Here is a 13,005-nt window from a genome sequence, read left to right on the forward strand (position 1 = left end):
TGGCACTCAGGCTAGCCGAGAGCCGTATCGGCGGTCCGTTACACCCTGGCAAGGTAGGCTGTTCTACACTCCACGAGCCTAAGTGGCACATCTGTTTCCGAGAAAGGGTTCTACTAAGGCCTGAGGACTATACTGGAAGTGATGCGCGCCTATCGTCAGGGATATAACGTAACCAAAGCAACTGATCCTGGCTCTTGGACTAACCTAGTCAAAGGATTCATCATTGTCTTTTTACGAATATTTCGTAGTATTACGAATACATCGTACTTATCGGTATTTGGTTTTCCTACGCTCTGCTTGCTTCTGAAATTAGTTGGCTGCAGCGGGCAGAAACCGGATGATTGCTTATCCACCCACTGCTTCTGCGAAACCCCTTACTCAGGTTTTTCGTCTTTTTTCTGGCTCTATGCTGATACGGTTGCGCTTTCTGGTAGGATTATTAGGGCTGCTGGCGGGACCAGCCTGGGGCCAAGCGCGCCTGAGCGGGGTGGTACTGGACTCCTTGACACGGCAGCCCTTGCCCTTCGGCACGGTGTTCCTGGCTAATACTACCTTGGGCGCTACCACCGATGACGCGGGCCGGTTTGCGTTTGCACGGGTGCCGGCGGGCACGTATGAGGTGGTAGCTTCTTATTTGGGCTACCAGTTGCGGCGGCAGGTAGTAACGGTAGGTACCCAGCCCCAGGAGCTAGTATTTCGGCTACCAGCCTCGGCCAACGCGCTGGGTGAGGTGGTAGTGCGCCCCCACCCAAATAACCCCAACGACTACCAGAAATTTGCCAGCACCTTCCTGGGCAGCACCTCGTTTTCCCGGCAATGCCGCATCCGCAACCCCGATGCCGTGCGCGTTGATTATGACTTGGACAGTAACGAGCTGACGGCCACTTGTAGCGACTACCTAACGGTGGAAAACCGGGCTTTGGGCTACCGCGTTAAGTACTACGGCCTCGATTTCCACTTGAATTTTCGGGAGCAATGGATGTCGTTTTATGGCTCCCCGGTGTTTGAGCCCATGAAGGCGCGCTCCAAGAAGGAGCAGCGCCGTTGGGAGGCCAACCGGCAGCAGGCGTACATTGGCTCCCTTACGCACTTCCTGCGCAGTGTGCAGGCCGATGAGGTAGAGACTCAGGGATTCAAGGTGCAGCGGCTGCGGCGGGTACCCAACCCCGCCCGCTCCCAGGCCGACAGTTTACTGACCTTGCTGCGGGCCCGGGCCGCTACGCTTCGCCCGCTTAACCCCCAGCAGTTCGACGACTCGCTTGCCCGCCTGGTCAAAGTGCCGGCTCAATTCACCTACCTATTTACCCAGCCCTTACCGACCACGCAGTTCCGGGAGATGTTGCCCACTGGCCGTGTTGCCCTGCGGTTTGCTGATTTGCTGCAAGTTACCTTCGACCGGGAACCCGCCGACCCGGCCTATATAGAGTACACTGCCCGTACCTCTGCGCCGGGCAACACGCTGCCGGCCGGCTTAAGCACGCAGGTATCGGTGCTGCATCTGCAACAGCAGCCGCGGGTGGAGCTGCAGGTGAACGGGCAGCCAGTGAACCCGCTGGGCCTACTTACAGAAGGCTATTGGGGGTTTGAGAAGATGGGAGAATTTATGCCGGTTGATTATGCCCCCCCGGTTGCTAAGCCCCGGCCCTAGCATTATTATGCTGGGGGCAACTCCTAGCTTCGTTGGCTATGCCTGGCACGTGCCTACCGCTACACCCTGTACCGGCTGCTGTGCTGGCACGTTCCGAAGCCCTGTAAATACCAGATTGATTGGCTTACTGGTAGCGCTGCTGGCTCAGTTGCAGGCCATGCACTACATGCTGGGTGGATTTATCTGGAAACGCAACTCCTGACGAATGAGCAGCCAACAAAAATTCCGCGCCCGGCTCTACTGCCCGGCGCGGAATCTGTGCGCTACCTTCTCGCTGCACTACTACGCGGCGTGCACCATCGGCTGGGCCAGCTGCGCATCCAGGATTTCTACCACAAACCCCTGCTCCGGAGAGTATGACTTGCGGTAGAAAACGGTTACCTGACGCCCGCGCACTGATGTAGTGGTGGTGGTGCATACCTCGTCGTAGGCCTTTTCTTTCTCTAGGAAGGGGCGCAGCAACTCAATGGTGGGTAAAAACTCGGCGGGCAAAATTCCGTGGTGCTCCTGCAGCTTCACGGCGCTTACCGGGTACAGAAAACGAGTGTTGAACAGAATCATATAAGGCTGAATTATCGAGGTGCATTCCGATGAGGAAGTGCCTGAAAAACAGCCTTCATACCCATTTAATTCCCACTTTGGGCCAGATAGTTCACCCGTAATAGTTAGAGGCTTAACTCCACTACCACGGCCGTGGAGCCCCCGGCGTCATCATCGGTTACCAGCAGTAGTTCCAGCTGTCTGGGGCCCATTTCCCGGTATACGGCCACGCCCTCTACCTTACTGCGGAAGGCCCGGCCGTCGGGCCAGCGGAGCGGAGCTAGCTCCAAGGGCAGCACCCGGCGCTTGCCAGGGGGCAGTAGGGCTAGCTCCCCCACAAACGAGCCCAGCACGGCCCCATCCTGCACCGCATCTATCGTGTCCTCCACCGAGGCCGTTACCAGCAGCCGACCATTCTGACAGACAGCGCCCGAAAAGCCGGCGGGCTTGCCTTCCACTACGGGCAGCTCAAACAATTGCCGGGTTACGGTGGGCAGCTGCGTAGTCTGGTGTTGCAGGTAGGCCCAGGTAGCGCCGAGCGGCAGCCGAAACAGCAAATTACCAGTCCCCACCCCCACCGTCCGCTGAAATAGTAGCAGCTCCGTGGGGGTAGCCGCCGCCGCCTCCAGGTTGAGGGTAATACCGTTGGGTAATTGCTGACGCAACGCAGTATATAAGCCACTTAAGCTCAATGGATACACTGTTCCGGCCATACCTTCGGGCTGCAGGGGCACCCAAAACCCTTGCTCCCGGGCGGCGGTAGCCCCGGAGCCCAGCACCAGCAGCCCGGTTTCGCCACCCGGCACCGTCAGGGCGGTCAGGCACTCCAGGTCCTGCTTGACGTCTTTGGGAATGCGCCCGGTGCTGAAGTGGGCCGTTTCGAACAAGGTGGTGCGAGCCCCGGCAGCCAGGGTAGCGGCATTCAATTGGTACAGAAACGGTGCATCATCCCCGATTACGTAGGCTACCTCCCCCACTATTTCTACTCCCGATGCCGACGGCAAGTTCGGCAGCACAATTTCCCGACGAATAAGAGCCTGCATGCTGCGTTAACTTGGTAGTACTATAAGTACTGCGGCTACTTGCTTAAAGTTACCCCAACGCCCCACTGGCAGTTGCTAATGGGGCGTTAAGGGCACGGTTACAGCGGCAATGAGCTACTTCACAATGGTGAATTCCACCCGGCGGTTGAGTTTGCGAGTTTCCTCCCGCTCATTGGAGGCCCGGGGGCGGCTGCCGCCGTACCCAACGGTACTGATGCGGTTTTCAGCCACGCCCCGCGTTACCAGGTAGCGTTTCACTTCTGCTACCCGCTCCTCTGAAAGCTTTACGTTCAATTCGGCGCGGCCCTGGTTGTCGGTGTGGCCTTCCAAGCGAATGTTGACCGTGGGATTATCCTGCAGGGTACGGGCCAGGCGGTTCAGCTCGGTATAGGAAGCTGGCAGCAGCGTAAATTTGCCCTGCGCGAAGATCAGGGTGGGTAGCTCCAGGCTGGAGCCCACGGCGGCCGGCACCAGGGCCAGCTCCAGGTTGCGGGAACCCATGACGCTGATGGTATCGGTGGCCGTGAGGTAGCCGGCGCGGGCCGCTTGCACCCGGTAGCGGCCGGGCGGCAGCGTGAGCTGGAAGCTACCGGCAGCGGCATCAGTCCGGGCCGTGGCGTTGAAGATGATGTTGGGGTCCAGGCGCACCGCTTTTACCTCAGTAGCCAGTGGCTTGCGGGTTTTTGCATCCAGCGTGCGGCCAGTGAACAAGGCACGGGCTACCACAGCGGGGGATGCCGGGGTTACTGGAGCTACCGGAGCCGTTGCAGCCGTATCAATTACGGGCACTACCCCGGCAGCCGTCCGAAACAGGTCGGCGGGGCCATTGGCGGTGCTGGAGGAGCAGTAGTAGGCTTGCTTACCATCGGCGGTGAGACTTAGGTAAGCATCAAAGCCGGGACCATTCAGGGGCGCGCCTATGTTGCGCGGTTCCGTCCAGCGGGTCCAGGAGTCGTCGAGGCGGGTAGTCACAAAAATATCGGCGCTGCCGTAGCCTGCGTGGCCGTAGGAGCTGAAGTAGAGCGTTTTGCCATCGGCCGCCAGCCAGGGGGCAAACTCAAAGCCCGGCGAGTTCACCACACTACCCAGATTAAAGGGTTCCGTCCAGAGGCCGTCGGCAGTAGGCCGACTCACGTATAAATCGTTAGCTCCCTGGGAGTCGCCGCGCTCCAGGCTCAGCAGCAGAATCTGCTGATCGGGGGTCATGTAAAAGGAAGTAGCGGGCCCCGCCGAATAATAGTTGGCTATTTCCAGGGCCTGGGGCTTTACGTTCTTGCCGGTGGCATTGCGGTCTACGCGGCTCACGCCCTCATCCCGAAACAGGCCGTCGCGCTGGTAGTCGCCACGCACCAGCAGGGTGCGGCCCTCCTGCACCACGGCCATTACGCCATTGTTTTGGGTAGTATTCAGGGCATCAAGGCGGGTGGCGGGGGCCCAGGTACGGCCGTTGTTAACCGAAGTGCTCATCCAAATATCACCCGATTCGGTAATGCCTTCCTTATTGCCCTGGTAGCGGGTGCGCGCAAAGTAGAGCGTGTTGCCATCGGGGGCCAGCACGGGCTGCAGCTCGTTGCCGGTGGTTGTGTTCAGGCTCAGCAGGGGCTCGGGGGCCCCAAAGCCGGGCTGGGTGGGGTCTACGTTCAGGTGCAGCTTAAACAGCTTCCATTGCTGGGTGGAGCGGTTTTGGGCGCGCTGCCCCACAATGGGCGTACCGTTAAATTTATCGGCGGCGGCCAGGCTGGCGCACTTATCGTTGCCCCGGCTGATAAGCAGAAAACTGCCTGCCGGACCCGAGGGCACCAGTTTCCACTGCTGATAAAAGCTGCCCGTCCAGGGGCGCTGCACCAGGGGTGCGTTGTCGTCGGGCTTCTCCAGGGTGAGGCACTTACCGCTGTGGCGGGCCTCAATGCGGTAGAAGTCACTGCCTTTAGCCGCCGGCACAAAGCGCCACTGCTGGCTATTGGCGTGCGTGAATTCCCATTGCACAGTGGCTGCCCCGGCTTCGGCGGAGGCATTGGTAACATCCAGGGAACGGCCGCTACTGCGCGCCACAACGCCGTACCAGGCTGCTTCGTCGGGCACGAAGGCGGTTTGGGCCTGCCCTGATACGGTAATCAATACAAAACAAAGCGCTAGCCAAAGCGCCGGGATACGAACCTGCAAATCAATCATGCACGCAAAACGGATGGACCGGCCCGCAAGTTAGCCGAAATGCCGGGCCGGCGGGTTCCGGCAGCAAACAGGCGCTGCCTTTCCCAGAGGAAAAACAGCGCCTGTTTGCTGTACCATGCTTGCCACTATGGATTTGCGAAGGACTAGCCGCCAGCCGGTTCCAAGCAAAAACCCGGGTGCGAGAGTTGGCTAATTGTTGTTGATGTACTTGAACCGCACAAACCGGTCGTTTTCATAAATGGCCGTGAAATGACCACCGCTTTTAGTTTCGGTTTTGCGCTCAGGCGCGCGGTGGGTGCTGGCGGCGGTAGGCACAGCAGGATAAGCCCCGGGAGCCATACCGGGTACGTGGCAGATAAAGGAGAGGATTTTTGACGGCATGGTCTGCTGTGCGTTAGGCGTTAGACGTTTAGACATGAGCTGCGAAGTCAGAAGAGAAGAGAGAAACTGTTGAGCTGAAGAGGAATTAGTGGGCGAATCAACTGATACAATATAAAGATATTATCATTTGATTGAACGATGCTAAGGTATATTTTTTCACCCATACAAGTAAATCAGTAGCAGCCCTGATTTTTACCTCCGTACCAGTACGGATAGGCATACGCAAGCCCCGTAACCGCCCTGGGGGCACTTACGGGGCAGTATTTGAAGTAAATTATAGTTAATCAGCGAGTTACCTCCGGCGCGTGTCAGCTTACTCTTATCACCCCCGACCCTACGTCCCCAACAGGCTCAACTTCTCCCTTAGCACGATTCTGGGTTGACTGCACTACTACAGCTCCACCGTAGCCCAGTATGCGGCGGCATTACACGGCGGAGCTTGCCGCACCTTTTAGTCGATTAGCTTATTGCGCATGGCGTACTGAATCAGGCCCACTACCGACTTGGAATTGGTTTTGGTGAATAGGTTACGCCGGTGCGTTTCCACGGTCCGCTCACTGATGAAGAGAGTCTCGGCAATGGCCTGGTTGGAAAACTCCCGGGCAATCAGCCGCAGTATTTCCTGCTCCCGCCCCGTCAGCTCCACCGCTTTGCCGGCCTGCAGGCTGGCTGGAATTTGCAGGTTTTGCAGCAGGGTGTGCGCCACATCCTGACTGAAATAGTTTTGCCCGGCCGCCACCTGCCTGATGGCCTCACTTAGCTCGGCCCGGCTGGCTGTTTTGAGCACGTAACCGGAGCCACCGGCCTCCAGCACCTCAGCCACCGTGGCATGGTCATGGAACATACTCAGGATCAGAACCCGCACGGAAGGCCAGGTAGTGCGAATGGCGCGGGCCAGCTCCACCCCGCTCATCTCGGGCATATTCAAGTCCAGCACTGCCACCTTTACCTCGGGGTGGCTGGCCAAAAGCCGCAGGGCCTCGGTACCGCTGTGCGCCTGAATGACCACCTGTAGGTCGGTTTCCGGGCGGAGCATGCTCTTGATGCCTTCCACTATCACCGGATGATCATCGACCAGCAGCACCGGAATAACTTGCGTAGATAGTGTACTTGCCATTCGGTGGGGAAAAGAGGATAAGGAGCGGTGCAGCAACAGCGCCCGACTGCTGAGTAAGCCGCAATGTATGGTATTGCCCGTACCTTCTACACAATGAATAGAAAAATCAGGATATACCCCACCCACCTACACAACGCGGCTCTAGTTAGCGAGGACAAAACTACACGGAAACCGGCGTTAAGCCCAACTGTAACGGTATTTTCAGGGTTGTGGTAGTCCCTATTCCAACCCGCGACTCAATGGCTAACTGGCCGTGTAGGTAAGCTACCCGGCTTTCCACGTTGCGCAGTCCAATTCCGGGCGCCACCACCTGGTTGGCAGCATCAAAGCCAACGCCATTGTCGATGATGTTGATTTCTAACTGCTCAGGCTGACAGCTGAAGCGTACCGTGAGTTCTGTGGCCTGGGCATGCTTGGTTACGTTATGAATCAGCTCCTGCAGAATGCGGAACACGATATTCTCCTGGGTTGAATCCAGCCGAGGACCGTCCAGCGCGCAGACGTCCAGGGTAACGCGCAGGGAGTTTGGCCCCAGCGCCAAACGGTCTAGCAGAATGCGCAGAGCCGGCACAAGCCCGTGCTGAGTAAAGGTGGTGGGCACCAGGTTGTGCGAAATGCTTCTAACCTCCCGCACAGCTTCGTCCAGCATGTGTAAGGAGCTGCTGAAGAGCTCCTGCTGACTGGTATCGGGGAGGTGCAACCGCCGGTGCAGCGCCCCAAGCGTTATCTTGGTGGCACTCAGCAGTTGGCCCACGCTGTCGTGCAGGTCGGCCCCGATGCGGCGGCGCTCATTCTGCTCAGCATCCAAAATAGCGCGGGAATGTAGCCGCTCCATGCGTTGGCGGTCCTGCACAAACTCTACTTCGCGCCGCAAATGACGACGGCTGATGAGCAGGTATCCGACCAGGGCGGCCGCAATAGCCCCCAACAGAGCCACAGCCAGCCCAATTTGCCAGCGGCGGGCGGTAGCCTGGGCTCCTTGCTCAGCTAGCTGCTGCTGGTGCAGCTCCTCGCTGAAGGTGAGGGCCTGCACTTGCCCTACATGATACTGGCTAAACAAACTGTCGCGGAGGGCAGCGGCGGCGCGCAGGTGGCGGTAGGCTTCGGCGGTATTCCCTTCATCAGCATACAAATCAGCCAGGTAATCACTCGCCTCGAATACTCCTTTGGCGTAACTCCCGGCTTCCCCAACGGCTATAGCCCGCCGGGCATAGCGCAGAGCTTGCCGGGGCTGCGAGTTACGAGCCAGGCGGGCCAGCCCCAGGTAGGCGCGGCTGAGCGCATACGAAACGGGCATACCGGCCGCCCGCCGAATAGCCTGACCATAGTAGTAGCGGGCCTGATTGCTCTTGCCCTGCCGGGCAGCAATGTCACCCAGGATAGATAAATCCCCGATTTCACTGTGTACATCGGCTTGTTGCAAGTCCAGTTGATAGCCCTGCCAAGTGTAGTACCAGGCCGAATCGGGGCGGTTCAGCTCCAAGTAAGCTCGTCCAATATTGCCAAGAATGGGCGTCAGCAACGCTACATCGTGGTGCTGCCGGGCGTTGGCGGCGGCCCGGCGAAAGTAGCGCAGCGCCAGCAAAGCGCTGCCCTGCTCCAGGTGGGCATACCCAATGGCATTATCGGAGTGAATCAGGCCGCCGGTATAGCCGATGGCCGCGGCCAGTCGCCGGGCGGTTACCTGCGTCTGAACGGCGGTAGCGTAGTTGCCAGTGCGCATAAACGCCCAGCCCAGCATCAAGAGCGCGCGGCACTCCCCGGAGCGGAACTCAAGGCGGCGCGCCAGCCGCAGCCCCCGCTGTCCGACCTCTACCCCTTTGAGCGGATCAGCATCCGTGCGTGCCCAGGCTAATTGCACAAGCAGGTTGACCCGGTTGGTATCAGAATGCGAGGCCGCTAGTAGTTGCTCCAGGCTATCAGCCCGGGCGCTTGGCTGGTTGGCCCAACTCCGGTGCACCATGCTCCAGCACAGAAACGCTAGTAGAAGTCGAAGCATTGGCTGCCGGAATGGTTGTACCTCTAAGCTAAAAGGTTTCCGGAAGTTGCACAACCAGCCCACCTGTACACAAAGAGAAAGCCCCGTCAGATTTACTGACGGGGCTTTTTACTTACAGGGAGTAGGTTGTATTAGGCGTTCTTGGAGTCGGGCTCGATGAAGGCTTGCTCTTCCATTTCGGTAGGCACTACCACAATGCCTTGCTGCAGCTTGGAGTTGCGCTTGCCATAAATGAAGTACACAATAAAGCCCAGCAGCATCCAAACCAACGCCACCTGCAGGGTGAACGAATCGAGGGCGGCAATCATCCCCAGGCACACTACCATACCCAGGATGGGCACCAGTGGGAACGAGGGCGAGGACAGCGGCGAACGGAACGGGCGGGGTTGCGCGGGGTCCGACTTACGCATAATCCACACACCGGCCGATACGAGCACGAAAGCCAGCAGAGTTCCGAAAGAGGTCAGGTCGCCGGCCAGGGAGCCGGGTACGAAGGCGGCAAACGCACCCACGAACACCAGCAGGGCCAGGTTCGATTTGTAAGGCGTGCGGAATTTAGGGTGCAAATCGGAGAAAGCCTTGGGCATCAGGCCGTCTTTGGCCATGGAGAAGAACACGCGGCTCTGGCCCATCAGCATCACCAGAATTACCGAGGAGAAGCCGGCCAGAATGGCTACCGTCACGGCCGTGCTCAGCCAGCCATAGCCCTTCATCAGGCCAATGGCGTACACCACCGAAGCCTCACCGCCTTTGGCTGGATCAGCAAAATCTTTCCAGTTAGCCACGCCCGTCAGCACGTGCCCGAACAGGATGTAGAGAACCGTACACACGGCCAAAGAGCCGAGAATACCGATGGGCATGTCGCGCTTGGGGTTTTTGGCCTCCTGCGCGGCGGTGCTCACGGCATCAAACCCAATAAAGGCGAAGAACACAATGGCCGCACCGCCCAGAATGCCGCCCATGCCGTGCTTATTCCAGCCCTCGTAAGTGCGCAGAATTTTGCCAGCCGAGTCTTTCACCACGGCATCCTCCGGGATGAGGTAGGGCGTGTGGTTGGCCGGGTTAATAAACTGCCAGCCTACGGCAATGAAAATCAGCACAATGGCCACTTTTACTACCACAATAATGGAGTTGAAGGTGGCCGACTCCTGGGTACCTTTGATGAGCAGCAGGCTCAGCAGGATGATAACCAGCAGGGCGGGTAGGTTGAGGTAGCCCGTGTGCAGTACACCATTGATGGTGGCACTTTCTAGGGGGGAGTGGCACCACTCGTAGGGTATACTCATCCCAAACACCTCCAGGAGCTTGTTCAGGTACTCGCTCCAGGCAATGCTTACGGTGGCGGCCCCCAGGGCATATTCCATAATCAGGGCCCAGCCGATGGTCCAGGCCACAAACTCGCCCATGGTGGTGTAGGCGTAAGTGTAGGCTGAGCCGGCAATAGGAATCATGGCGGCAAACTCGGCGTAGCACAGGCCGGCGAAGGCGCAGCCAATGGCGGCCACAATAAAGGCCAGCGTCACGCCGGGGCCCGAGGCCTGGGCGGCGGCGGCAGCCGTGCGCACAAACAGGCCGGCCCCAATAATGGCCCCAACGCCCAGCGCTACGAGGTTAGCTGCTCCCAACGTGCGCTTCAGCGAGCCTTCTCCCGAGGAGTTGGCCTCGCCCAGCAGCTGGGCCAGCGGTTTTTTGGCGAAAATATTTGCCATACAGGTTGATGAGAGAAAAGAGAAAAAGGTGAGACGGGAATTATAAAATCTGCAACAAAAGCTGCCTGCAAGCAGCTACGTGGCCCGAATATAGGCGTTTTGGCTGACTGCCGTGAGAAGTAAGTGAGCAAGCCGCTGGTTTTCACCCGCAATTAAACAGCCGGGCAAATTTCTCCCTGGCTTGCTCAACATTCACCCACAGACTCTGCCCCGGTGAAAAAGATGCTTGTACCGCTGGCCCCCGCTACCCCATTGGCTGAAAACACCACCGCACAAACGACTGCCTAGCTCTACCGGGCAAGTGTGCGCCAGGGCCATATGGCGCAGCGCCCGCCAAACGATGCGCCGAAAACTAGCCCGGTGCCAGGCAAGTGAGCCGTATTATCTGCCGGGGTTTTGGAGGGAGCCGGAAGGTTTTCCGGGGCTGTCGGGCTTGCGGAAGGCGGTTGTTACCTATATTTGAAACTATGCGCCCGCGCTTCGGTTAGCTGTTGCCGGGAGGCATCCACCACATCCAACACCCCATGAGTCCTCTGCCCAGTAGTACCGGCTCGGTACAAATTCAGCAGTTTTACGACAAAGGCCTGGCCCACGCGAGCTACGCCATCCGCAGCGGCCGCCAAGTGGCCATCATCGACCCGGCCCGCGACCCGCAGCAGTACTATGATTTCGCCGATGAGCACGACGCTCAGATTCTGGCCGTCATCGAAACCCATCCCCACGCCGACTTCGTGAGCAGCCACCTGGAAATTGCCCAGGAAACCGGTGCCACCATTTATGTGAGTAAGCTGGTAAAGGCCAGCTACCCCCACCAGCCCTTCGATGAGGGGCAGCGCATCAGCCTGGGCACCGTGGAGCTGCACGCCCTCAACACACCCGGCCACTCCCCCGATTCAATCAGCATTCTGCTGTTGGATGAGCTAGGCCAAACCCGGGCCGTATTCACCGGCGATACCCTATTTGTGGGTGACGTGGGCCGCCCCGACCTACGCGAGGCCGATATTGTAGGCGGCCACAGCCGCGAAGCCCTGGCTGCCCAGCTCTACCAGAGCACCCGCCAGAAGCTGATGACGCTGCCCGCTACTACCAAGGTGTACCCGGCCCACGGGCCCGGCTCCCTCTGCGGCAAAACCACCTCCCCCGACCTCGACAGCACCATTGGCAAGGAGGTAAAAACCAACTATGCCCTCCAGCCTATGTCGGAGGATGAGTTTGTGCGCGTTTTACTCGAGGACCAGCCTTTCATGCCGAAATATTTCGGGCATGATGTGGTGCTGAACAAGCAGGGCGCTCTGCCTTTCGAGGACAGCGTGCGGGCCGTACCCCGCCTGCAGCCCGATGCCCTGTTGGCTACCGGCGCAGTAATTATTGACACCCGCCCGGCGGCGCAGTTTCGGGCGGGCCACCTGCCCGGCGCCATCAACCTGATGGATGGCGGCAAGTTCGAAACCTGGCTGGGCTCGGTAGTAGGCCCCGGGGAACCATTCTACTTGCTGGCCGATTCCCAGATTGCCTTGGACACGGTGATTCGCAAAACGGCTAAAATTGGGTACGAAGGCAACATTAAAGGAGCCCTGCTCACGCCCCGCGACCTGCCTGCCTCCTCGCCCGATGTGGATGTGGAGCACGTACGCCGCCAACCCCAGGATTTCACCATTGTAGATATCCGCAACTACGCGGAGGCCCGGCAGCCTATTTTTGATAATGCCCTGGTGATTCCGCTGCCCGAACTGCGCGAGCGGGCCCACGAAATTCCGGCCGATAAACCTGTGCTGGTTCACTGTGCGGGTGGTTACCGCTCGGCAGCCGGAGCCAGCATTGTGGAGGCGGCCCTGCCGGCCGGCCTACCAATTTATGATTTGGGTGAGGCCATTTCTACTTTTCAGCCCCAGTCGGCCCACGCGTAATCTTCCCGCTTGCCGTGCAACGTTTTGGCGTTGTGCTTGCTCCTACCAAGACCAGGGCCGCCAGCGGTTCTGGTCTTTTGCATTTCTCTCCCTCATTATTTTTAGTCTATGAAACGAGCTTCTTACTTTCTGCTATTCGGATTGACCGGCAGCCTCCTATCGGCCTGCGACGAGTTTGACATTGCGAAAAACACTCCCGCCTGCGTCCGGACGCAAACCGAGGAGTTTGCCCGGGGTGCCGCATCCTGCAAAACGGATGACCACACCATTGGGGCCAGCGTGAAGGAGTACCGTTTTCAGAACCAGACGGTGTATGTGCTGGATATGGGCAACTGCATTGCCGACGGCAGCGCGGAAGTCATTAGTGAAAACTGTCAGCGGCTGGGCTTCCTGGGTGGCTTTGTGGGTAACACCACCATCAACGGTGAGTCATTCAGTAAAGCTGAGTACAAGCGCACCATCTGGCAGAACTAATTTCAGACGCACAAA

10 protein-coding genes are annotated in these 13,005 nt (G+C 58.8%); 3 read left to right on the plus strand and 7 right to left on the minus strand.

The features are described from left to right. The first annotated feature begins 406 nt into the window (after positions 1–406). A complete protein-coding gene (locus tag ABIB60_RS12340; protein WP_354580225.1) occupies positions 407–1,648 on the plus strand; it encodes a carboxypeptidase-like regulatory domain-containing protein in 1,242 nt (413 codons plus the stop codon). Between the two features lie 282 nt (positions 1,649–1,930). Here ABIB60_RS12340 and ABIB60_RS12345 read toward each other — a convergent pair whose 3' ends face one another. The 7 genes from ABIB60_RS12345 to ABIB60_RS12375 all read right to left on the minus strand — a co-directional run bounded on the left by ABIB60_RS12345 (position 1,931) and on the right by ABIB60_RS12375 (position 10,609). Next, positions 1,931–2,209, minus strand: a complete 279-nt coding sequence (locus ABIB60_RS12345) for a hypothetical protein (RefSeq protein ID WP_354580227.1) — start codon at positions 2,207–2,209, stop codon at positions 1,931–1,933. A 104-nt stretch (positions 2,210–2,313) separates the two neighbouring features. Then, entirely contained in the window at positions 2,314–3,231 is a 918-nt protein-coding gene (locus tag ABIB60_RS12350; protein ID WP_354580229.1) for a DUF6929 family protein, read from the minus strand. 114 nt (positions 3,232–3,345) lie between these two features. After that, positions 3,346–5,349 carry an RICIN domain-containing protein gene (locus ABIB60_RS12355; protein WP_354580230.1) on the minus strand — a complete coding sequence of 668 codons (2,004 nt, stop codon included), beginning with the start codon at positions 5,347–5,349 and terminating at the stop codon, positions 3,346–3,348. Positions 5,350–5,592: 243 nt separating this feature from the next. Beyond that, on the minus strand, positions 5,593–5,820 hold the full coding sequence (locus tag ABIB60_RS12360; RefSeq protein WP_354580232.1) for a hypothetical protein: 228 nt from the start codon (positions 5,818–5,820) through the stop codon (positions 5,593–5,595). Positions 5,821–6,235: 415 nt separating this feature from the next. Next, positions 6,236–6,901, minus strand: coding sequence for a response regulator (locus ABIB60_RS12365; protein ID WP_354580234.1), 666 nt, complete (start codon positions 6,899–6,901; stop codon positions 6,236–6,238). 160 nt (positions 6,902–7,061) lie between these two features. After that, positions 7,062–8,900 (minus strand): histidine kinase, encoded by a 1,839-nt coding sequence (locus tag ABIB60_RS12370; protein ID WP_354580235.1) that lies wholly within the window; start codon positions 8,898–8,900, stop codon positions 7,062–7,064. A 131-nt stretch (positions 8,901–9,031) separates the two neighbouring features. Continuing rightward, complete coding sequence (locus tag ABIB60_RS12375; RefSeq protein WP_354580236.1) at positions 9,032–10,609, minus strand: amino acid permease; 1,578 nt, start codon at positions 10,607–10,609, stop codon at positions 9,032–9,034. A gap of 524 nt (positions 10,610–11,133) precedes the next feature. Here ABIB60_RS12375 and ABIB60_RS12380 point away from each other — a divergent pair. Together ABIB60_RS12380 and ABIB60_RS12385 are read left to right on the plus strand one after the other, a co-directional pair. Next, complete coding sequence (locus ABIB60_RS12380) at positions 11,134–12,516, plus strand: MBL fold metallo-hydrolase (RefSeq protein WP_354580238.1); 1,383 nt, start codon at positions 11,134–11,136, stop codon at positions 12,514–12,516. A gap of 108 nt (positions 12,517–12,624) precedes the next feature. After that, entirely contained in the window at positions 12,625–12,990 is a 366-nt protein-coding gene (locus ABIB60_RS12385) for a DUF6970 domain-containing protein (RefSeq protein WP_354580239.1), read from the plus strand. Positions 12,991–13,005: the final 15 nt, after the last annotated feature.

This window comes from Hymenobacter sp. UYP22 (genome assembly GCF_040547285.1).
Taxonomy (GTDB): domain Bacteria; phylum Bacteroidota; class Bacteroidia; order Cytophagales; family Hymenobacteraceae; genus Hymenobacter.

Excerpts from the sequence above, each read along its gene's own strand:
- ABIB60_RS12380 (WP_354580238.1), top strand. The coding sequence starts at position 11,134 with ATGAGTCCTCTGCCCAGTAGTACCGGCTCGGTACAAATTCAGCAGTTT.
- ABIB60_RS12350 (WP_354580229.1), bottom strand. The coding sequence starts at position 3,231 with ATGCAGGCTCTTATTCGTCGGGAAATTGTGCTGCCGAACTTGCCGTCG.
- ABIB60_RS12345 (WP_354580227.1), bottom strand. The coding sequence starts at position 2,209 with ATGATTCTGTTCAACACTCGTTTTCTGTACCCGGTAAGCGCCGTGAAG.
- ABIB60_RS12365 (WP_354580234.1), bottom strand. The coding sequence starts at position 6,901 with ATGGCAAGTACACTATCTACGCAAGTTATTCCGGTGCTGCTGGTCGAT.
- ABIB60_RS12375 (WP_354580236.1), bottom strand. The coding sequence starts at position 10,609 with ATGGCAAATATTTTCGCCAAAAAACCGCTGGCCCAGCTGCTGGGCGAG.
- ABIB60_RS12385 (WP_354580239.1), top strand. The coding sequence starts at position 12,625 with ATGAAACGAGCTTCTTACTTTCTGCTATTCGGATTGACCGGCAGCCTC.
- ABIB60_RS12370 (WP_354580235.1), bottom strand. The coding sequence starts at position 8,900 with ATGCTTCGACTTCTACTAGCGTTTCTGTGCTGGAGCATGGTGCACCGG.
- ABIB60_RS12360 (WP_354580232.1), bottom strand. The coding sequence starts at position 5,820 with ATGTCTAAACGTCTAACGCCTAACGCACAGCAGACCATGCCGTCAAAA.
- ABIB60_RS12340 (WP_354580225.1), top strand. The coding sequence starts at position 407 with ATGCTGATACGGTTGCGCTTTCTGGTAGGATTATTAGGGCTGCTGGCG.